Annotated in this window: 19 protein-coding genes; 15 read left to right on the plus strand and 4 right to left on the minus strand. The window is 70.3% G+C overall.

Going from position 1 to position 20,539, the window contains the following annotated elements; genetic code table 11:
* Positions 1–110 precede the first annotated feature (110 nt).
* Positions 111–677, plus strand: coding sequence for an RDD family protein (locus HDA40_RS33135; RefSeq protein WP_253761727.1), 567 nt, complete (start codon positions 111–113; stop codon positions 675–677).
* A 6-nt stretch (positions 678–683) separates the two neighbouring features.
* On the opposite strand, the gene HDA40_RS33140 is transcribed toward HDA40_RS33135, so the two are convergent.
* A complete protein-coding gene (locus HDA40_RS33140) occupies positions 684–1,280 on the minus strand; it encodes an MBL fold metallo-hydrolase (RefSeq protein ID WP_253761728.1) in 597 nt (198 codons plus the stop codon).
* 96 nt (positions 1,281–1,376) lie between these two features.
* On the opposite strand from HDA40_RS33140, the gene rsgA reads away from it, so the two are divergent.
* Complete coding sequence (gene rsgA / locus HDA40_RS33145) at positions 1,377–2,417, plus strand: ribosome small subunit-dependent GTPase A (protein WP_253761729.1); 1,041 nt, start codon at positions 1,377–1,379, stop codon at positions 2,415–2,417.
* Positions 2,418–2,591: 174 nt separating this feature from the next.
* Positions 2,592–5,492 (plus strand): excinuclease ABC subunit UvrA, encoded by a 2,901-nt coding sequence (uvrA, locus tag HDA40_RS33150; protein WP_253761730.1) that lies wholly within the window; start codon positions 2,592–2,594, stop codon positions 5,490–5,492.
* Between the two features lie 355 nt (positions 5,493–5,847).
* Here the strand turns inward: uvrA and HDA40_RS33155 are convergent, their stop codons facing one another.
* Positions 5,848–6,423: a glycosyltransferase family 4 protein gene (locus HDA40_RS33155; protein WP_253761731.1), complete on the minus strand. Its 576-nt coding sequence runs from the start codon at positions 6,421–6,423 to the stop codon at positions 5,848–5,850.
* Positions 6,424–6,547: 124 nt separating this feature from the next.
* Here HDA40_RS33155 and HDA40_RS33160 point away from each other — a divergent pair, with 124 nt between their 5' ends.
* From HDA40_RS33160 to HDA40_RS33215, 12 genes are all read left to right on the plus strand, one after another.
* Entirely contained in the window at positions 6,548–7,039 is a 492-nt protein-coding gene (locus HDA40_RS33160) for a Rieske (2Fe-2S) protein (protein ID WP_253761732.1), read from the plus strand.
* 60 nt (positions 7,040–7,099) lie between these two features.
* A complete protein-coding gene (gene uvrC, locus HDA40_RS33165; RefSeq protein WP_253761733.1) occupies positions 7,100–9,031 on the plus strand; it encodes an excinuclease ABC subunit UvrC in 1,932 nt (643 codons plus the stop codon).
* A gap of 68 nt (positions 9,032–9,099) precedes the next feature.
* Positions 9,100–10,002 (plus strand): RNase adapter RapZ, encoded by a 903-nt coding sequence (rapZ, locus tag HDA40_RS33170; RefSeq protein ID WP_253761734.1) that lies wholly within the window; start codon positions 9,100–9,102, stop codon positions 10,000–10,002.
* Positions 9,999–10,943: a gluconeogenesis factor YvcK family protein gene (locus HDA40_RS33175; protein ID WP_253761735.1), complete on the plus strand. Its 945-nt coding sequence runs from the start codon at positions 9,999–10,001 to the stop codon at positions 10,941–10,943. The genes rapZ and HDA40_RS33175 overlap by 4 nt, the downstream gene beginning before the upstream one ends.
* A 148-nt stretch (positions 10,944–11,091) precedes the next feature.
* Positions 11,092–12,075 (plus strand): DNA-binding protein WhiA, encoded by a 984-nt coding sequence (whiA, locus tag HDA40_RS33180; protein ID WP_253761736.1) that lies wholly within the window; start codon positions 11,092–11,094, stop codon positions 12,073–12,075.
* 406 nt (positions 12,076–12,481) lie between these two features.
* Positions 12,482–13,489, plus strand: coding sequence for a type I glyceraldehyde-3-phosphate dehydrogenase (gene gap, locus HDA40_RS33185; RefSeq protein ID WP_253761737.1), 1,008 nt, complete (start codon positions 12,482–12,484; stop codon positions 13,487–13,489).
* Positions 13,486–14,691 (plus strand): phosphoglycerate kinase, encoded by a 1,206-nt coding sequence (locus tag HDA40_RS33190; protein WP_253761738.1) that lies wholly within the window; start codon positions 13,486–13,488, stop codon positions 14,689–14,691. The genes gap and HDA40_RS33190 overlap by 4 nt, the downstream gene beginning before the upstream one ends.
* Positions 14,692–15,477 carry a triose-phosphate isomerase gene (gene tpiA / locus HDA40_RS33195; protein ID WP_253761739.1) on the plus strand — a complete coding sequence of 262 codons (786 nt, stop codon included), beginning with the start codon at positions 14,692–14,694 and terminating at the stop codon, positions 15,475–15,477.
* Between the two features lie 139 nt (positions 15,478–15,616).
* A complete protein-coding gene (locus HDA40_RS33200; RefSeq protein ID WP_253761740.1) occupies positions 15,617–16,048 on the plus strand; it encodes a peptidoglycan-binding domain-containing protein in 432 nt (143 codons plus the stop codon).
* 156 nt (positions 16,049–16,204) lie between these two features.
* Positions 16,205–17,944 (plus strand): ABC transporter substrate-binding protein, encoded by a 1,740-nt coding sequence (locus HDA40_RS33205; RefSeq protein ID WP_253761741.1) that lies wholly within the window; start codon positions 16,205–16,207, stop codon positions 17,942–17,944.
* Positions 17,945–18,050: 106 nt separating this feature from the next.
* On the plus strand, positions 18,051–18,302 hold the full coding sequence (secG, locus tag HDA40_RS33210) for a preprotein translocase subunit SecG (RefSeq protein ID WP_253761742.1): 252 nt from the start codon (positions 18,051–18,053) through the stop codon (positions 18,300–18,302).
* A gap of 200 nt (positions 18,303–18,502) precedes the next feature.
* Positions 18,503–18,706, plus strand: coding sequence for a cold-shock protein (locus HDA40_RS33215; RefSeq protein WP_027347011.1), 204 nt, complete (start codon positions 18,503–18,505; stop codon positions 18,704–18,706).
* 73 nt (positions 18,707–18,779) lie between these two features.
* On the opposite strand, the gene pgl is transcribed toward HDA40_RS33215, so the two are convergent.
* Positions 18,780–19,553 (minus strand): 6-phosphogluconolactonase, encoded by a 774-nt coding sequence (gene pgl, locus HDA40_RS33220; protein ID WP_253761743.1) that lies wholly within the window; start codon positions 19,551–19,553, stop codon positions 18,780–18,782.
* Positions 19,550–20,530 carry a glucose-6-phosphate dehydrogenase assembly protein OpcA gene (locus HDA40_RS33225; RefSeq protein ID WP_253761744.1) on the minus strand — a complete coding sequence of 327 codons (981 nt, stop codon included), beginning with the start codon at positions 20,528–20,530 and terminating at the stop codon, positions 19,550–19,552. The genes pgl and HDA40_RS33225 overlap by 4 nt, the downstream gene beginning before the upstream one ends.
* Positions 20,531–20,539 lie beyond the last annotated feature (9 nt).

The raw sequence follows: 20,539 nt of genomic DNA on the forward strand, positions 1-20,539 counted from the left end.
ATCCGAGCACATTGGACTCCATATCAGACCATGAGGGGAAAACGCCGAGTTATCGGGGTCGTCCCGAGGTCCGCGGGCTTCATGATCTCGGCCTGAATAAGATCACGCCCGTGACGACGCCCGCGCCCGCCCGGCCGAAGACCCGGCTCGACTTCGCCAGGGAGCACGCCGAACAACTGCTGGGGCCGAAGACGGCCAAGCGCCTCAGCACCTTCCGCGACGGCACCATCTTTATCAAGGCCGGTGAGGGCAAGCGGTTCCTCGCCTGGCTCATCGACGTCATCGCGTACGCCGTGATCGCCTGCCTCGGTCTGGCCGTCGTCGCCGTCATGTACTCGACGGGAAAGATCTCCGCCGGGCTGCTCTTGGGTCTGATGGCGGCGGTCGTCGTGGGCGTACCCGTGCTCTATGGGTCGTTCTTCGGCGACGGCCGGGCCCTCGGCGGCGTGCTGACCGGCACGCACCTCGTGCGGAACGCCGACGGCAGTCGCGTCGGCTACCGGGCCTGCTGGGCCATGACGGTCCGCATCCTGCTTCTGCCGTTGCTGCTGCTCGCCGTGGTGGCGGCCGCATTCGCGGGAGGTAGTGGCGGCGGTGGTGGCGGCGGCTCGGAGGTCCGGGTGTGCGTGGACCGCGCGGCCACCAAACGACTGCACGCGGCGGGCATCATCCGGTAGCGGCTGCTACCAGCCGCGGGCGCGCCACTCGGGGAGCGAGGAACGTTCGGCGCCGAGCGTCGTCGGCTTGCCGTGACCAGGCCAGACGACGGTCTCGTCGGGCAGCCGATCGAAGATCTTGGTGGTGACGTCGTCGATCAGGGTGGCGAAAGCGGCCGAGTCACCCCAGGTGTTGCCGACGCCACCGGGGAAGAGGCTGTCGCCGGTGAAGATCTGCGGCGGGTCGCCCCGGTACAGCAGCGCGATCGAGCCGGGCGTATGCCCGACGAGGTGGATCACCTCGAGATCCACTGCGCCGACCGTGATCACGTCGCCGTCGTGGACGGAATCGGTGGGGACCGGCAGCGCGGCAGCGTCCAGCGGATGCGCGAGCAGGCGCGCCCCGGTCCTCGTGGCGAGGGCGGCCAGCGCCCGCCAGTGGTCGGCATGGCGATGAGTGGTCACTATGGTGGCCAGGCCGCCGTCGCCGACCAGGTCGAACAGGCGGGTGGGCTCGTCGGCCGCGTCGATCAGCAACTGCTCGCCGGTCGACTCGCACGTCAGCAGGTACGCGATGTTGTCGGCGGGGCCGACGGAGCGGCTCCGGACCCGAAGAGCGGCCATTCGCCGAGCGTACGCGGCTGGGCCGGGGAAATTGGGGTGCGCCGGAGCCGGGCGCACTTGACCATGGGGGTAATGGCTGAAAAGGAAACGAGGCAGATGAGAGCGCTCGGGTGGGACGACCACTTCGCGGCGGCGTACGCGCCGTTCGACCGGATCGACGCGCGCCCGGGTCGGGTGCTGCGGGTGGATCGCGGTGTGTGCACGGTGCTGACGACGCAGGGCGCCGACCGGGCCAGTCTCGGCGGGGGCGTGATGGCCCAGGCCGCGGCGGACTCGGTGCAGCTGCCGTGCACCGGCGACTGGGTGGTGGTGCGGGACTGGCCGGACCGGCGTACCACCATCGAGGCGGTGCTGCCGCGGCGTACCCAGATTGTGCGAAGGACCGCGGACAAGGACGCGAGCGGGCAGGTCCTGGCCGCGAACATGGACACGGCCGCGGTGATAGAGCCGCTGGACAGCGGCCCGGACCTGGGCCGTATCGAGCGTCTGCTGGCGCTGGCCTGGGATTCGGAGGCCGAGCCGATGGTGGTGCTGACCAAGGCGGACGTGACGCGGTATCCCGACGCGATCGTGGACCAGGTGCGGGAGATCGCGCCGGGTGTGGTGGTGCTCGCGGTCAGCGCGGACACCGGCGCGGGGCTGGACGAGCTGCGGCCGCAGGTGGCGGAGGGCCGGACCATGGCGCTGCTCGGGCGCTCCGGCGCGGGCAAGTCGACGTTGGTCAACGCGTTGGCCGGGACGACCGTCATGACCACGCAAGCGGTACGCCGAGTGGACGGCAAGGGCCGGCACACCACGACGCATCGGGCGCTGATTCCGGTTCCGGGCGGCGGCGCGATCATCGACACGCCGGGGCTGCGGGGCGTCGGCCTGCTCGATGGCTCGGAAGGCCTGGTGGCGGCGTTCTCCGACGTCGACGAGCTGGCGCTGCGCTGCAAGTTCGCGGACTGTTCGCACACGACGGAGCCGGGCTGTGCGGTGCAGGCGGCGCTCGACGACGGCGAGCTGACCGGTCGCCGGTGGGCGAGCTGGCTGCGGCTGCAACGTGAGCTGGCGCACGAGAGCAAGCGGAAGGCGGTACGCCTCCGGGAGGAGCAGCGGGCCGCCCGGCAGCGGGCGCGGGAACGACACGCCTGAGGACAGGCGGGAGCGGGTGGCTTCGGACAGGTGTCCGAAGCCACCCGCTATTGTTTTAGCCTGGTGGCGCGGGTCGGACTAATCTTTGGCTCGTTCTTGTCATACCTCCCGGATACAGTCCGCTCGCAGCGGGACCCTGCCTGCCATCACCTGTCCGATCTAGGAGCTTTTGCGGTGACTGACCGTTTGATCATCCGTGGTGCGCGTGAGCACAACCTGCGTGACGTCAGCCTGGATCTGCCCCGCGACGCGATGATCGTCTTCACCGGGCTGTCCGGGTCGGGCAAGTCGAGCCTCGCCTTCGACACGATCTTCGCCGAGGGCCAGCGGCGCTACGTCGAGTCGCTGTCGAGCTACGCCCGGCAGTTCCTCGGCCAGATGGACAAGCCCGACGTCGACTTCATCGAGGGCCTGTCCCCGGCGGTCTCCATCGACCAGAAGTCGACCTCCCGCAACCCGCGGTCGACGGTCGGCACGATCACCGAGGTCTACGACTACCTCCGCCTGCTGTACGCCCGGGTCGGCGAGCCGCACTGCCCGGTCTGCGGGGAGGCGATCACCAAGCAGTCGCCGCAGCAGATCGTGGACCGTGTGCTGGCGATGCCGGACGGGACCCGGTTCCAGGTGCTCGCCCCGGTCGTTCGCGGCCGGAAGGGGGAGTACCTCGACCTGTTCTCCGAGCTGCAGGCCAAGGGCTTCGCCCGGGCCCGGGTCGACGGCGTGGTGCATCCGCTGGTCGAGGCGCCGAAGCTGAAGAAGCAGGAGAAGCACACCATCGAGGTGGTGGTCGACCGGCTCGCCGTGAAGGCCGGTGCCAAGCAGCGGCTGACCGACTCGATCGAGACGGCGCTCGGCCTGGCGGCCGGCATCGTCGTGCTGGACTTCGTGGACCTCCCCGAGGACGACGAGCACCGCGAGCGCAAGTTCTCCGAGCACCTGGCCTGCCCCAACGAGCACCCGCTGGCGATCGAGGACCTGGAGCCGCGGGTGTTCTCGTTCAACGCGCCCTACGGCGCCTGCCCCGAGTGCACCGGCCTCGGCCAGAAGAAGGAGGTCGACCCGGAGCTGCTCGTCCCCGACGACGAGAAGTCCATCCGGGACGGCGCGATCGCGCCGTGGGCGAGCGGGCACACCTTCGACTACTTCATCCAGGTGCTGGGCTCCCTCGGCGAAGAGCAGGGATTCGACCTGGACACGCCCTGGCGGGCGCTGTCGGCCAAGGCGCAGAAGCTGATCCTGCACGGCGTGGAGAACCAGGTCCACGTCCGCTACCGGAACAAGTACGGGCGCGAGCGCTCCTACTACGCGGGCTACGAAGGCGTCGTCCCGTGGCTGGAGCGGCGGCACGCCGACACCGAGAGCGAGTGGAGCCGCGAGAAGTACGAGGGCTACATGCGCGAGGTGCCCTGCGCGGCCTGCGGCGGCACCCGGCTCAAGCCCGAGGTGCTCGCGGTCACCATCGCCGGGCACAGCATCGCCGAGGTCTGCAACCTGTCCGTGGGGGAGGCCGCGCAGCTGCTCGTGGACCTGGAGCTGACCGACCGGCAGAAGATGATCGCCGAGCGCGTGCTCAAGGAGATCAACGCCCGGCTGCAGTTCCTGCTCGACGTCGGTCTGGACTACTTGTCACTCGACCGCCCGGCCGGCTCGCTGTCCGGCGGCGAGGCGCAGCGCATCCGGCTCGCCACCCAGATCGGGTCGGGCCTGGTGGGCGTGCTCTACGTGCTGGACGAGCCGTCGATCGGCCTGCACCAGCGCGACAACCACCGGCTCATCGAGACGCTCGTCCGGCTGCGAGGTCTGGGCAACACGCTGATCGTCGTCGAGCACGACGAGGACACGATCAAGACGGCCGACTGGGTGGTCGACATCGGCCCGGGCGCGGGGGAGCACGGCGGGTTCATCGTGCACTCCGGCACGTACGACGATCTGCTCAAGAACGAGGAGTCGATCACCGGTGACTTCCTCTCCGGGCGGCGGTTCATCCCGGTCCCGACCCGGCGGCGGCCGCAGACGAAGGGCCGCGAGCTGACCGTCGTCGGGGCGCGGGAGCACAACCTGCACAACGTCACGGTGTCGTTCCCGCTCGGCCAGCTGATCTCGGTTACCGGCGTCTCCGGGTCGGGCAAGTCGACGCTGGTCAACGACATCCTGCACGCGGTGCTCGCCAACCAGATCAACGGCGCTCGGCTGGTGCCCGGCCGGCATACGCGGGTCACCGGGCTCGATCACGTGGACAAGGTCGTCGGGGTGGACCAGTCGCCGATCGGGCGTACGCCCCGGTCGAACCCCGCGACCTACACCGGAGTGTTCGACAACATCCGCAAGCTGTTCGCCGAGACCACGGAGGCGAAGGTACGCGGCTACGGGCCGGGCCGGTTCTCCTTCAACGTCAAGGGCGGCCGCTGCGAGAACTGCGCGGGCGACGGCACGATCAAGATCGAGATGAACTTCCTCCCGGACGTGTACGTCCCGTGCGAGGTCTGCAAGGGTGACCGGTACAACCGGGAGACCCTGGAGGTTCACTACAAGGGCCGGACGATCGCCGAGGTCCTGCAGATGCCGATCGAGGAGGCGTCCGGGTTCTTCGAGGCGATCCCGGCGATCCACCGGCACCTCAAGACGCTGGTCGACGTCGGGCTCGGGTACGTCCGGCTGGGTCAGCCGGCGCCGACCCTGTCCGGCGGTGAGGCGCAGCGCGTCAAGCTCGCGGCCGAGCTGCAGAAGCGGTCGACCGGGCGGACGGTCTACGTGCTGGACGAGCCGACCACCGGTCTGCACTTCGAAGACATCCGCAAGCTGCTGCTGGTCCTCCAGGGTCTGGTCGACAAGGGCAACACGGTGATCGTGATCGAGCACAACCTCGACGTGATCAAGAGCTCGGACTGGATCATCGACATGGGCCCCGAGGGCGGGCACCGCGGCGGCACGGTGGTCGGCGAGGGTACGCCCGAGCAGATCGCCGCGATGCCCGAGTCGCACACCGGTGCCTTCCTGCGACACCTCGTCACGGAGGTCCCGGTGCAGGCGACGCCGAAGAAGCGGGCGACGAGCCGGGCCAAGGCGAAGGTCTGACGCCTGGGTCACAGCTTGGGGCGCTGGCCGCGTTTGCCGGGGGGCTTGGCGTTTGCGGGGGGCTTGGCGTTTGCGGGGGGCTTGGCGTCTGCGGGGGGCTTGGCGTCTGCGGGGGCTTGGCCCGCGCGGGCGCGGCCATGGGCCGGGGCGCTAGCTGTGATCTTGGACGGCTTCCGTCGTCATGGCGACATTTTCTGTTCAAGATCGCCAGACCGCGAGTTGATCTACGCGGGAAATGGTGGCCCGGGCGACCCTTGCCCGCCTAGATCAACACGGTCCCGGACGACGCTTGCCCGCCCTAGATCAACACGGTCCCGGGCGACCCTTGCCCGCCTAGATCGACACGGTATTGAAGCTAGGCGCCGAAACGTTCCCTGGCCCGGTCCCGGGCGGCCTTGCGAAGCCGGGTGAGCTCGTCGGGGTCGTCGGCAAGCTGCCGGAGCGCCGCGGAGAGGGCGGCCGGGTCGCCGGCCGGGACGAGCACGGCGGCGTCGCCGAAGGCCGCCCGCTGCGGGGCGGTGTCGGAGGTGACGACCGCGCAGCCCGCGGCGGCCGCTTGGTAGACCTCGGTCGGCACGACCGACAGCGCGCGCCGGGACGTGCCGAAGATGCCCAGGCAGACGTCGTGCCCGGCGATCAGGCCGGGCAGCTCGTGCGCGGCCACCCACTCGCGCCAGGTGACCCAGGCGTTCGGGGCGGCCGCCGTACGCGTGGCAGGTAGGTCGGGGCCGGACCCGACGACGGTGAAGACGAAACGCGGGTCGCCGGAGAGCGCCGCGATCGCCGTGCCGACGACCGGCGCGCCCTGGACCGGGGTGAACCGGCCGAAGAAGGCGACGTGGACCAGCTCGGTGTCGCGGGCCGGCCGGGCCGAGAACCAGGGCGCGGTCGCCTGCCGTAGCGCCTGGTCGGGCGAGGTGATCAGGTTCATCACGTCCTCCAACGAGCCCGCCGGTGTGACGTGATCGTCATGTCTGCGGTGCGAGACCGGGCCACAGGAAATTGTGATGGTTCAACTACTTACAACGCGTTTTCTGGCCGCTAGCCTGTCTGAAATGACCGAGCGGACCGAGAACACCCCATCCACCTCCCGCCGTACGCTGTTCGCCTCGGCGGGCGCAGTCGGCGCGGCGGCCCTGCTCACCGCCTGTTCGGCCGACGAGACGCCGGCTGCCGCCCCGACCACCGCCGCGGGCGGCGGCTCGACGGGCGCGACTGCCGGAGCCACCGGCGGCAGCACCGGCAACACTGGTGGCGGCGGCGCGGCGATCGCGAAGACCAGCGACATCCCGGTCGGCGGTGGCAAGGTCATCACCGCCGCCGGCGTGGTCGTCACCCAGCCCACCGCCGGCACCTTCAAGGCCTTCGACAGCATGTGCACCCACCAGCAGTGCCCGCTGTCCGGGGTGTCGAACGGCACGATCAACTGCGACTGCCACTTCAGCAAGTTCTCCATCACGGACGGCTCAGTGGTGAGCCCGCCCGCGACCAAGGCACTGGCCGAGAAGACGATCGTCGTCGACGGCGCCGACATCAAGCTCTCGTGATCCCCGCCGGTGGCGGGGCAGCGAAGCGATCTTGTCAGCCGTCCTGAGTAGGCTTGCGGCGTGGCCGATCCTTCGACGTACCGCCCCGCCACCGGCACCATTCCGGAGTCGCCGGGGGTCTATCGGTTCCGCGATCCGAGCGGCCGGGTGATCTACGTCGGCAAGGCCAAGAGCCTGCGCCAACGACTCAACTCGTACTTCGCCGACCTGTGGTCGCTGCATCCACGGACGCAGCAGATGGTCACCACCGCCTCCTCAGTGGACTGGGTGACGGTCGGCACCGAGGTCGAGGCGCTCCAGCTCGAATACGCCTGGATCAAGGAGTTCGACCCGCGGTTCAACGTCAAGTACCGCGACGACAAGTCGTACCCGTTCCTGGCGGTCACCCTCGACGAGGAATATCCGCGCCTGCAGGTGATGCGGGGCGCGAAGCGCAAAGGCGTGCGCTACTTCGGTCCTTACTCGCACGCCTGGGCCATCCGCGAGACGCTCGACCTGCTGCTGCGGGTCTTCCCGGCCCGCACGTGCAGCGCCGGGGTGTTCAAACGGGCGAACCAGATCGACCGGCCCTGCCTGCTCGGCTACATCGGCAAATGTTCGGCGCCCTGCGTGGGCCGGGTGTCCGCGGCCGAGCACCGGGCGATCGTCGACGAGTTCTGCGACTTCATGGCGGGCGGCACCGACAAGCTGCTCAAGCGGCTGGAACGGGAGATGTTCGGCGCTTCGTCCGAGATGGACTACGAACGCGCCGCCCGGCTCCGCGACGACCTGAGCGCCGCCCGCAAGGCACTGGAGAAGCAGGCGGTCGTGCTCGGCGACGGCACCGACGCCGACGTGGTGGCGTTCGCCGAGGACCAGCTCGAAGCCGCGGTTCAGGTCTTCCACGTGCGGGGCGGCCGGGTGCGGGGCCAGCGCGGCTGGGTCGTCGAGAAGACCGAGCAGCTCACCACGGGCGACCTGGTGCACCACTTCTGCTCGCAGATCTACGGCGACACCGCCGAGGGCGCCGACGTGCCCCGGGAGGTGCTCGTCCCCGAGCTGCCCGCCGACGCCGACGCGTTGGAGGCGTGGCTCGCCGACCGGCGCGGATCGCGGGTGTCGTTGCGCGTACCGCAGCGGGGAGACAAGAAGACGCTGATGGAGACGGTCGCCCGCAACGCGGCCGAGGCGCTGACCCGGCACAAGCTGCGGCGGGCCACCGACCTGACGGCGCGCAGCGCCGCGCTGGAGGAGATCGCCGAGGCGCTCGCCCTGCCGACCGCGCCGCTGCGCGTGGAGTGCTTCGACATCTCCCAGATCCAGGGCACCGACGTGGTCGCCAGCATGGTCGTGTTCGAGGACGGACTCGCCCGAAAGAGTGAGTACCGGCGGTTCATCATCAAGGGCGCGACGGACGACGTCTCGGCGATCTCCGAGGTCATCCGGCGGCGCTTCGCGGCGTACCTGGCCGAACGGGACGCCGAGCCGTCGCTGGAGGACGACGGACGGGCGAAGAAGTTCGCGTACCCGCCGCAGCTGGTCGTCGTCGACGGCGGTCAGCCCCAGGTCAACGCGGCCGCGTCGGTGCTGGCCGAACTGGGCGTCGTCGACGTCGCCGTCTGCGGTCTGGCCAAGCGACTGGAGGAGGTCTGGCTGCCCGACGACGACCTGCCGGTCATCCTGTCGCGCAGCTCGGAGGGGCTCTACCTGCTCCAACGCGTACGCGATGAGGCCCACCGGTTCGCCATCACGTTCCACCGGCAGCGGCGCTCGAAGCGGATGACCACCTCGGCGCTCGACGAGGTGCCCGGCCTCGGCGAGGTACGCCGTAAGGCGCTCCTGCGCCATTTCGGCTCGGTGAAGAAGCTGGGTGCGGCGTCGTTGGCCGAGATCGCGGCGGTGCCCGGGATGGGCCCGCGGACGGCGGCGGCGGTGCTGGCGGCCCTGCACGGCGAGGCCAAAGCCGACAGCGACCCCAAAGGCACCGATCAGACCCCCGAACCACCTCGGTAGACTCTGCGGCGGGGCGCCGCGGCCTGCCTGGTCGTGCGCGGGGATGCTGGGCAGGGGAGTGGCGAGCGGTGACGGAAGCCGAGACCTCGGCCGTGGAGGCGGCCTCGCGGTCGAAGACCGACCTGGTGATCGTGACGGGGGTGTCCGGCGGGGGTAGGTCGACGGTCGCGCGGGCGTTGGAGAACGTCGGCTACTACGTCGTCGACAACCTTCCGCAGGCGTTGATGGTGCAGATGGCGGAGCTGGCCCATGAGGCCGGCGGCGCGGCCCGGCAGACGGCGATGGTGCTCGACGTCCGCAGCCGGGCCTTCTCGACGGATCTCGCCGGTGCGGTGAAGGCGTTGCGCGAGCGCGGGTTCGCCCCGCGCGTGGTCTTCGTCGACGCCGATGACGACGTGTTGATCCGCCGGTTCGAGAACGTCCGCCGGTCGCATCCGCTGCAGGGCAACGGACGGCTGTCCGACGGGATCGCGGCCGAGCGGGAGCTGCTGGCCGAGGCCCGGGATCTGGCCGACGTCGTGATCGACACCAGTCACCTGAACGTGAACCAGCTACGCAGCCGGGTCGAGGAGCTGTTCGCCGGCGAGGACGCGCTGAAGCTGCGGGTGACGGTGCTGTCGTTCGGGTTCAAGTACGGCTTGCCGCCGGACGCGGATTTCGTGCTGGACGCGCGGTTCCTGCCGAACCCGTTCTGGGTGCCGGAGCTGCGCGACCACACCGGTCGCGACAGCGACGTGAGCCGTTACGTGCTGGGCCAGCGGGGCGCGGCGACCTTCGTCGAGACGTACGCCCGCCTGATCAACGCGACCGCGCCGGGCTTCGAACGGGAGGGCAAGCGCTACCTCACCGTCGCCGTCGGCTGCACCGGCGGTAAGCACCGCAGTGTGGCGATCGCCGAGGAGCTGGCGCGTCGGCTGCGGGAGCTGCGGGTGGTGGCGAGCGCGCAGCACCGGGACTTGGGGCGCGAGTGAGGATCGTCGCCTTCGGAGGCGGGACCGGCCTGTCGGCGTCGTTGCGGGCGCTGCGGGCGATCCCCGCGTCACTCGACATCACCGCGATCGTCACGGTCGGCGACAACGGCGGCTCCAGCGGCCGGCTGCGCCTCGACCGCGGGGCGCTGCCGCCCGGCGATCTGCGTCAGGCGCTGGCGGCGCTGGCCGACGACGACCCGGTCAGCCGCCGGTCGGCTGACCTGTTCCAGCACCGGTTCGCCGGAACGGACGCGCTGGCGGGTCATCCGGTCGGCAACATCGTGCTGCTGGGCCTGATGGAGCAGTTCGGCGACCCGGTGGTCGCTCTGGAGCACGCGGCGGCCATGGTCCGCGCGCAGGGTCGAGTGCTGCCGATGTGCCGGCTGCCGGTCACCCTCGAAGCCGACATCCGCGGTGGCGACCCCGCCCGGCCGGACGACATCGTCACCGTTCAGGGGCAGCACGAGATCGCGGTGTCGCCTGGTGACATCGAGGTGGTGCGGTTGCTCCCGCCCGCGCCGGAGGCCTGCCCGGAGGCGGTCGCGGCCGTACTGTCGGCCGATTGGCTCCTGTTCGGTCCGGGCAGCTGGTACACCAGTGTCATCCCGCATCTGCTGGTACCGGAATTGGCGGCGGCCGTCGTCAAAACCCGGGCAAAGCGGTTGATCACCCTGAATCTGGCGGCTGAGGGCGAAACCGGTGGTTTGTCGCTCGCCGACCATCTCGGGGCGTTGACCCGTTACTTGCCAGATTTCCGGGCAGATATTGTTCTTGCCGACGGGGACGCCGTCGAGGACCCGGCAACCGTCGGGGCCGCGGCGCGGTCGATGGGCGCGCGGCTCGCCCTCGGCCGGCTCGCCGTCGGCCGGACGGTGCCGCGACACGACCCGCCCGCCCTGGCCACGGCGTTGGAGCCACTGCTCAAGGCGGGGAAGGCGTGACAAACGCCGAGTGTTGGCGGAGAAAGGCAGTGCGGAGCCGCCGCACCGCTCGTTAAGCACTGACGACCGGCGCGCAGGAGCGCGGCGCCGGACGAGGCCTGAGCGCCCGAGGCGACCCGAAGCACGAGGCATGAGGTGGAGTGACACGATGGCGATGACCGCGGCGGTCAAGGACGAGCTCAGCCGGGTGGACGTGCCGAAGCCGTGCTGCCGGCGGGCCGAGATGGCCGCGCTGCTGCGCTTCGCGGGCGGTTTGCACATCGTCTCCGGCCGGGTCGTCGTGGAGGCGGAACTGGACACCGGGGCGGTTGCCCGGCGGCTGCGGGCCACCGTCGCCGACCTGTACGGCTACCCGAGCGAGATCCACATCCTCGCCTCCGGCGGGCTGCGGAAGGGCAGTCATTACATCGTGCGCGTCGTCAAGGACGGCGAGGCGCTGGCCCGGCAGACCGGGCTGCTCGACGTGCGCGGCCGCCCGGTGCGCGGCCTGCCGCCGCACGTCGTCTCAGGCAACATGTGCTGCCAGGTCGCGGCGTGGCGGGGCGCGTTCCTCGCGCACGGCTCGCTGACCGAGCCGGGCCGTTCCTGCGCGCTGGAGATCACCTGCCCCGGGCCGGAGTCGGCGCTAGCGCTGGTCGGCTCGGCGCGGCGACTGGGCATCAGCACCGCCAAGGCCCGCGAGGTCCGCGGGGTGGACCGGGTCGTGGTCAAGGACGGCGACGCGATCGCCGCGCTGCTCGCCCGGGTCGGCGCGCACGCGAGTGTGCTCGCCTGGGAGGAGCGACGGGTACGCCGAGAGGTGCGGGCGACGGCCAACCGGTTGGCCAACTTCGACGACGCGAACCTGCGGCGCTCCGCGCGGGCGGCGGTCGCGGCAGCGGCCCGGGTGACCCGAGCGCTCGAGATCCTCGCCGACGACGCCCCCGGGCACCTGACGAGCGCCGGCCGTCTGCGGCTCGAGCACCGGCAGGCGTCGCTGGAGGAGCTGGGCGCGCTGGCCGACCCGCCGCTGACCAAGGACGCGATCGCCGGCCGGATCCGCCGTCTGCTGGCGCTGGCCGACAAGCGAGCCCGCGACCTGGGCATCCCAGACACTGAAGCCGCCGTAACCCCCGACATGCTCTCCGTCTGACCCACCTTTCCCGCATCAAGATCGGCGGCAGCCGACGATCAGCGCGCTATTCCGTCGCAGATCGTCGGCTGCCGCCGATCATGGGACCGTGCGTACGCAAGATCGGCGGCGACCGACGATCAAGGCGTTGTGGGGTCCAAGATCGTCGGCGGCCGACGATCTTCGCGGGAGCGGAGCGTGACCCCCGCGATGCGCGAGTTGACCACGCTGCGCGATGCGAAGCCTGCGGAGCCGGCAGGGAGGGCCGCCTTGCGGCCCGACCGGTGCCCGACGGGAGCGACGGTCTGTCAGCCCCGCGGACCTGGGACACAGTCGTTGGGATAGGGTCGGAACGGAAGGCGACGCTGCCGGACAGAAATATCGGCCGCCGGCCGTCAGCGCCGGCGCTAGCGAGGAGATGGGACACGTGACCATCCGGGTTGGCATCAACGGGTTCGGCCGTATCGGCCGGAACTTCTACCGGGCGCTGCTGCAGTCGGGCGCGGACATCGAGCTGGTCGCCGCCAACGACCTGACCGACAACGCGACCCTGGCGCACCTGCTGAAGTACGACAGCATTCTGGGCCGGCTGCCGTACGAGGTGAAGGCGACCGACGAGGACATCACCGTCAACGGCAAGTCGTTCAAGGTGTTCTCCGAGCGGGACCCGGGCAAGCTGCCGTGGGGCGACCTGGGCGCGGACGTCGTCATCGAGTCGACCGGCCTGTTCACCGACGCCGCCAAGGCGAAGGTGCACGCCGACAACGGCGCGAAGAAGGTCATCATCTCGGCGCCGGCCAAGGGCGAGGACATCACCCTCGTCATGGGCGTGAACCAGGACAAGTACGACCCGGCCGCGCACACGATCATCTCGAATGCCTCGTGCACGACGAACTGCCTGGCCCCGATGGCCAAGGCGCTCAACGACGCGATCGGCATCGAGAAGGGTCTGATGACCACGATCCACGCGTACACCCAGGACCAGAACCTGCAGGACGGCCCGCACAAGGACCTGCGTCGCGCCCGCGCCGCCGCGGTGAACGTCGTTCCGACGTCGACCGGCGCCGCCAAGGCGATCGGCCTGGTGCTGCCGGAGCTGAAGGGCAAGCTCGACGGTTTCGCGATGCGCGTGCCGATCCCGACCGGCTCGGCGACCGACCTGACCTTCACCGCCGCCCGTGAGACCACGGTCGAAGAGGTCAACGCCGCCGTCAAGGCCGCGGCCGAGGGCGCGCTCAAGGGCTACCTGACCTACACCGAGGACGACATCGTCTCCTCGGACATCGTCACCGACCCGGCGTCCTGCATCTTCGACGCCGGCCTGACCAAGGTCACCGGCGGCAACCTGGTGAAGGTCGTCGGCTGGTACGACAACGAGTGGGGCTACTCGAACCGCCTGGTCGACCTCGTGAAGTTCGTGGGCGCCTCGCTGTGACGATCGAATCCCTCGATCAGCTCCTGAGCGAGGGTGTTTCAGGTCGGCGCGTGCTCGTGCGCGCCGACCTGAACGTGCCCTTCGTCAAGGGATCCGACCCGGCGCAGATCGCCGACGACGGCCGTATCCGGGCCGTCCTGCCGACCATCGTGGCCCTGCGGGAAGCGGGTGCGAAGGTCGTCGTCATGTCGCACCTCGGTCGCCCGAAGGGCGCTCCCGACCCTGTTTTCACGCTGCAGCCGGTCGCGGAGCGGCTCGGGGAGCTGCTCGGCTCGCCCGTAGCCTTCGCGACGGACACGGTCGGCGAGTCCGCTCAGGCGGCCGTCGCCGCACTGGCCGACGGGCAGGTCGCGCTGCTGGAGAACCTGCGCTTCAACGCCGGTGAGACCAGCAAGGACGCCGCCGAGCGGGGCGCGTTCGCCGACCAGCTCGCCGCGTTCGGCGACGCCTACGTGGACGACGCGTTCGGCGCGGTGCACCGCAAGCACGCCAGCGTCTACGACGTCCCGGCGCGCCTGCCGCACTACGCGGGCGGTCTCGTCCTTCGTGAGGTCGAGGTGCTGCGTACGCTCACCGGCGACCCGGCCCGGCCGTATGTCGTGGTGCTCGGCGGCTCGAAGGTCTCCGACAAGCTGGCCGTCATCGAGGCGCTGCTGCCGAAGGTGGACCGGCTGCTCATCGGCGGCGGCATGTGCTTCACCTTCCTCAAGGCCCAGGGCCACGAGGTCGGCGCCTCGCTGCTGCAGGACGAGATGGTCGGGACCTGCCGTGAGCTGCTGGAGCGGGCGGACGGCAAGATCCTGCTGCCGTCCGACGTCGTCGTGGCGGACAAGTTCGCCGCCGACGCCGCCACGCGGACCGTGTCCGCGACCGAGATCCCGGCCGGCTGGCTCGGCCTGGACATCGGCCCGGCCTCGGTCGCCGAGTTCGCCGATGCCCTGTCCGGCGCGAAGACGGTCTTCTGGAACGGCCCGATGGGCGTGTTCGAGCTGGCCCCGTTCGCGGCCGGGACGCGGGGCGTGGCGGAGGCGATCACCAAGGTCGACGGGCTCACCGTCGTCGGCGGTGGCGACTCGGCGGCTGCGGTTCGCGCGCTCGGCATCGACGAGAGCGGCTTCGGCCACATCTCGACCGGCGGCGGCGCCTCCTTGGAGTTCCTGGAGGGCAAGGACCTCCCGGGCATCGAAGCACTGGAGCAGTGAATGGCTGAGGCGAAGCGCCGGCCCCTGATGGCCGGCAACTGGAAGATGAACCTCAACCACCTCGAGGCCATCGCGCTGGTGCAGAAGCTGGCTCACACGCTGACCGAGAAGGAGCTGACCGACGTCGAGGTCGTCGTGCTGCCGCCGTTCACGGACATCCGCAGCGTGCAGACCGCGATCGACGGTGACAAGTGGCTCATCGGCTACGGCGCGCAGGACGTCTCGGCGCACGTGTCCGGGGCGTACACCGGGGAGATCTCCGGCGCGATGCTGGCCAAGCTCGGCTGCCAGTACGTCGCCGTCGGCCACTCCGAGCGGCGTGAGTACCACAACGAGGACGACGCGCTGGTCAACGCCAAGGTCAAGGCGGCGCTGGCCAACGAGATCGCGCCGATCCTCTGCGTCGGCGAGGGCCTGGAGATCCGCGAGCGCGGCGAGCACGTGACGCACACCCTCGCCCAGCTCGACGGGGGCCTGGACGGCCTCAAGGCCGAGCAGGTCGAGAAGGTCGTCGTCGCGTACGAGCCGGTCTGGGCGATCGGCACCGGCAAGACCTGCGGCGCGGAGGACGCGCAGGAGGTCATCGGCGCGATCCGGGGCCGGATCGCCGAGGTCTTCGGCGCCGACGTCGCGCAGAAGGTGCGCATCCTCTACGGCGGCTCGGTGAAGGCGGCGAACGCGGCCGGCATCATGGCGCAGCCCGATGTGGACGGCACCCTGGTCGGCGGGGCCAGCCTGGTCCTGGAGGAGTTCGCCGGGATCGTCCGGTACGCCAAGGCGGCCTGATCCGCCCGGCTTAGAACCGAGTTCGGCGCGATGTCCCAGCGGGGCGTCGCGCCGAACTGCTTCATGGAAAACTCTCGCTGTCGCGATCGGCGGATCGCGAGGTCACGGTCCACTTCGGACCGACTTCACGGGAGGAACCATGAAACGAGTCATCGCGGTGGCGACCGCGCTCGTAGCGTGTGCGACGGTCCTGCTGCCGGCGTCCCCGGCCGCGGCGGCGACGCCGGTCTGCACCAGCTCCGTCCTGCAGCCCACCACGGGCATCGACCCCTACACCGGCGCCCGGCTGTCCGCCAGCGTCCCCTCGGCCAGCGGCAGCACGAACTGCCACCTCCAGTCGGGGATCGCCAACGCGGCGGTGAAGGTGCTCCAGCGGGAGCTGAACGACTGCTACCAGACCGGCCTGACGGTCGACGGGATCTACGGCTCGGCCACCAAGGCGAAGGTCGCGTCGATCCAGGACGCGTACAACATCAACGCCGACGGGATCTACGGCCCCACCACCCGCTCGGTGATGTACTGGGCGACCCGGAACGACTTCGCCCAGCTGCGCTGCTTCCGGCTCCAGTGATCCGGAGCCGGCCGGTGACGCGCTGAGTCATCGACTCCTGACCTTGCGTCAGGTCAAGGTCAGGAGTTGATTGCGAAAGGCCGCCCGGGTTCCCGCGCGTGCGGCGCAAACCATAGAGTGTCTGGCGTCCCATCCCCACCCCCCATGAGGACGAGCATGCACCGCCATGTCACCGCCCCAGCCTGGCGTCGCCGGGCCGCGTACGGGGTCACCGCCGCGCTGGTCCTGAGCGGCGTCGCCGCCTGCGACTCGGCCGCCAGCACGGAGGCCGACGCCCCCGCGAAGGGCGGCACCCTCACCGTCTTCGTCGGGGCCCTGCCCGATCACCTCGATCCGCAGATCATCAACGCCGCGCTCGAGGTCAACATCAGTCGCCTGATCACCCGGACGCTGACGACGACCAAGGCGGAGCCGGGTGACGCGGCCAGCGAGATCGTGCCCGACCTGGCCACCGACACCGGGCGGCCGTCCGACGGGAACAAGACCTGGGAGTTCAAGCTCCGCGACGGGGTGAAGTGGCAGGACGGGACCCCGGTCACCTGCAAGGACCTCAAGTACGGCGCCGAGCGCAACTTCTCCGATCTGATGCAGGACGGGCTGCCCTACGTCCGCAACTACCTGGACGCGCCGAAGGACTACAAGGGCCCGTTCCTCAACGGCAACAACGGCGGCCAGGGCATCAAGGCCGTCGAGTGCGTCGACGAGAAGACGGTCCAGTACCACCTGAAGCAGGCGGTCGGCGACTTCGGCTACGTCGCCGCGCTCACCGGGCTGGCCCCGGTCCGGCAGGAGATCGAGGGCAAGGACCGGCCGGCGTACGACGAGCAGCCGTTCTCCTCCGGCCCCTACAAGATCACCGACCGGACCGACGCCGCGCTGACCCTGGTCCGCAACGACAACTGGGACGCGGGCACCGACTCGGTGCGCAAGGCGTACCCGGACAAGATCATGATCCAGGCCGCCAACGACTCGGCCGAGGAGACCAACAAGCTCATCGCCGACCAGGGCCCGGAGCACTCCGGGATCATGATCGACCAGGATGTCGCCCCGAACTTCCTCCAGCAGGTCGTCAACGACCCCGAGCTGGCCGCCCGGACCGCCACCGGCACCACGGGCGCGGTGCGCTTCTTCGCGATCAACACCCGCAAGATCAAGGACGTGAAGTGCCGGCAGGCCCTGTCGTACGCCTTCGACAAGCGCAAGCTGCGTACGGCGTTGGGCGGCTCGATCTCCGGTGAGCTGGCGACCTCGTTCATCCCGCCGTCGCTGGCGGCGCACAAGGACTTCGACGTCTACGGCACCAACACCCGGCCGGACGGCGACATCGACCGGGCCGCCGAGCTGCTGAAGCAGGCCAAGGACTGCCCGAAGAAGCTGCGAGTGGCGTACCGGGACAGCCCGGCGATCAAGCGGCTGATGAAGCCGGTCGTGGAGATGTACCTGCGGATCGGCGTCCAGGTCGAGGCGGTGCCGGTGACCTACAAGACGTACTACCACGACGTCTCGGACTCCAGCCTCAACTTCGACCTGATCTTCGCCGGCTGGGTGCCGGACTACCCGAACGGCTCGGCCGTGCTGCCGGCCCTGTTCGACGGCCGCAACCTACCCGCGCCGGGGGAGACGGGGACGAACAACTACTCGTTCTTCGACGACGACGAGATCAACCGGCTGATCGACGAGGCGGTCGCCGAGCCCGACCTGGAGCGTCAGTACAAGCTCTGGGGCGAGCTGGACCAGAAGATCATGGAGAAGGCGGCCGCCATCCCGGTGGTCTACAGCGTGGCCCAGCGGATCTACGGGTCGAACGTGTCGAACGTCTTCATTTCCCCCATGTTCGCCCAGCCGGACATCAGCGCGATCGGCTTGAAGAACCCGAGCCAGTCCGGCGCCTCCTGACCGGCGACCGGGCGGAGTCTTCGCGGGAGCATGCCCACCGGGGTGTGCTCCCGCGCCTTCGTCCGGCTATTCTGATCCCCGACAACGCCCTCTGAGAGGACCTCCCGTGCCGATTTGGTTCGCCTACACGCTGATCGTGATCCTGCTCCTCACGAGCGGCCTGTTGACCCTGCTGGTCCTGCTCCACCGGGGCAAGGGCGGCGGCCTGTCGAGCATGTTCGGCGGCGGGGTCTCCTCCAACCTGGCCGGTTCGTCCGTCGCCGAGAAGAACCTGGACCGATACACCGTTCTGGTCGGTGTCATCTGGTTCGCGTGCATCGTCGGTCTCGGCCTCTGGCTCAAGCTCGAAGTCAAGTAATCATCCACTCGTTCGGCGTGTTCCGGCCCACCGTGCACCCATAGGTCGCGGGGATGCGCTAGGCTGATGGCATCTTTTTGCGTACGAGGTTCACTCGCGCTGCTTGACCAGCACTTTTGGGAAGGCTTCGCGTGCTCCGCAGCTAAAAGGTCACGATGCAGACGCACGTGGAAGAACCCACCAAGGGAGTTAGGCGCAGCATGGCACAGGGAACCGTCAAGTGGTTCAACGCGGACAAGGGCTTCGGCTTCATCTCGGTCGACAACGGCGGCCCGGATGTGTTCGTTCACTTCTCGGCCATCCAGAGCAGCGGGTATCGCAGCCTGGAGGAGAACCAGCGGGTTGAGTTCGAGATCGCTCAGGGAGCCAAGGGCCCCCAGGCCGAGCAGGTCCGCCCGCTCTGATCAGACTCACGCAAAGGCCCCCGCACTTCGGTGCGGGGGCCTTTCGCGGTCATCGGGCCGAATACCGCGTCCGTCAGGAGCGCAGGCTGACCGCCTTGGCCGGCAGCTGAGCCGCGGCGGCCCGGTCCAGCAGCCACAACGTACGCCCGACACCCTCCACGCCACCGGCGGGCACCTGTACTGCGCCGGCGCCGGAGACGGCCATCCCGATGGCGGCGGCCTTGCCCGGACCGGTGGCGATCAGCCACACCTCGTCGGCGGTGTTGATCGCCGGGAGGGTGAGGGTGATCCGCACCGGCGGCGGCTTCGGCGCTCCGCGTACGGCGGCCACCGGACGCGTCTCGTAGGCGGCCGGCTGCTCCGGGAAGACCGACGCGACGTGGCCGTCCTCGCCCACCCCGAGCAACACCAGGTCGAAGTACGGCAGATCCGCCGAACCCTCCGCGACCCGGGCCAGCTGAGCGGCGTACCGGGCGGCGGCGGCCTCCGGATCGTCCCCGTCCGGCCCGTCCGACGGCGCCATCGGGCGTACCCGTGCGGGATCGAGCGGAACCAGGTCGAGAAGCGCCTGGCGCGCCTGGGTCTCGTTGCGATCAGGGTGGCCGGCCGGCAGGAAGCGCTCGTCGCCCCACCAGACGTCCACCCGTGACCAGTCGACGGCCCCGAGGGCCGGGCTGGCGGCCACGGCCCGGTAGACCGCGGCGGCGACCCGCCCACCCGTGAGCACGACGCTCGCGCTGCCGCGGGCCGACTGGGCGTCGATCAGCTTGACCGTCAACCGCGCCGCGACCGCCTCAGCCAGCAGGTCGGCGTCGGCGTGGACGATGACGGCGTGCTCCGCGCTCACACGTTCACCAGGTCCTTCACCCCGACGCGCTGGCCGATGCGGTCGTTGAGCCCCTCGGTGCCGGTGGCGGCCTCCAGCGCGGCGGCGTAGATCTGGTCGGCGTCGAGCCGACGCAGCTCCTCGGCCAGTTCCTCGCCGAGCCGACGGTGCACCAACGGCAGCACCCGGTCGTGCGAGCCGCTCCGCGACAGCACCGCCGTGCCCTCGTTGCGGGTCAGCGACAACTCGGAGCCGTCGCCGAGGGTCACCGCGACCTGATCCAGCCGCGATCCGGGCTTGAGCGTCGGAGTGACGCCGAGCCGGGCGCAGAGCCACCCCGACAGCAACGCGGCCACCGGGTCATCGCCGGGCGCGGTCACCGAGACCGCCGTCGCCGGTTCAGTCACGGTGTCGAACGCGCCCGCCAGAAGGGTCCGCCACGGCGTCGTACGCGTCCAGGCCAGGTCGGTGTCCCCCGGGGCGTAGTCGACCGCTCGCTGGCGCAGTGAGGCCATCGGATCGGCGGCCTGTGCGACGTCGGTGATGCGCCGCTCGGCGACGACCCCCAGCGGGTCCTCGGCGATGCGATCCGGGGGAGCGCCGTGCCACCAGGTCACCACCGGGACGTCCGGGGCGAGCAGCGGGATGACGACGCTCTCGGCGTGCTGGGCGACGCCGCCGTGCATCCGCAGCACGACCGCCTCGGCCGGGCCGAGGCGCCCGCCGACGATGATCTCGGCGTCGAGCCGGTCCTTGGCCGGGTCGACGCCGGGCCGGGTCGCCCCGGCGGTCGGCGAGATCCGGCTGACCACGATGAGGCGGCAGGGGTGCGACGCGGCGGCGATCGTCGCCGCGTCCTCGACCGCGCGTACGCGTGCCTCTTCGACCACGACGACCAGCGTCAAGGCCAGTCCGCTCGCGACGCCGCCGGCGGAGTGCCGTTCGGCGGCGAGCTTGCGGACGACCTCGGCCCCGGTAGTGTCCCAGAGAGCCAGCATTGTTCAGTC

Source organism: Hamadaea flava, from assembly GCF_024172085.1.
Lineage (GTDB): Bacteria > Actinomycetota > Actinomycetes > Mycobacteriales > Micromonosporaceae > Hamadaea > Hamadaea flava.

Bases quoted from the DNA above. Each gene is read 5' to 3' on its own strand.
- HDA40_RS33140 (WP_253761728.1), bottom strand. From the start codon at position 1,280: ATGGCCGCTCTTCGGGTCCGGAGCCGCTCCGTCGGCCCCGCCGACAAC.
- rsgA (WP_253761729.1), top strand. From the start codon at position 1,377: ATGAGAGCGCTCGGGTGGGACGACCACTTCGCGGCGGCGTACGCGCCG.
- HDA40_RS33155 (WP_253761731.1), bottom strand. From the start codon at position 6,423: ATGAACCTGATCACCTCGCCCGACCAGGCGCTACGGCAGGCGACCGCG.
- HDA40_RS33160 (WP_253761732.1), top strand. From the start codon at position 6,548: ATGACCGAGCGGACCGAGAACACCCCATCCACCTCCCGCCGTACGCTG.
- whiA (WP_253761736.1), top strand. From the start codon at position 11,092: ATGGCGATGACCGCGGCGGTCAAGGACGAGCTCAGCCGGGTGGACGTG.
- tpiA (WP_253761739.1), top strand. From the start codon at position 14,692: ATGGCTGAGGCGAAGCGCCGGCCCCTGATGGCCGGCAACTGGAAGATG.
- HDA40_RS33200 (WP_253761740.1), top strand. From the start codon at position 15,617: ATGAAACGAGTCATCGCGGTGGCGACCGCGCTCGTAGCGTGTGCGACG.
- HDA40_RS33205 (WP_253761741.1), top strand. From the start codon at position 16,205: ATGCACCGCCATGTCACCGCCCCAGCCTGGCGTCGCCGGGCCGCGTAC.
- HDA40_RS33215 (WP_027347011.1), top strand. From the start codon at position 18,503: ATGGCACAGGGAACCGTCAAGTGGTTCAACGCGGACAAGGGCTTCGGC.
- HDA40_RS33225 (WP_253761744.1), bottom strand. From the start codon at position 20,530: ATGCTGGCTCTCTGGGACACTACCGGGGCCGAGGTCGTCCGCAAGCTC.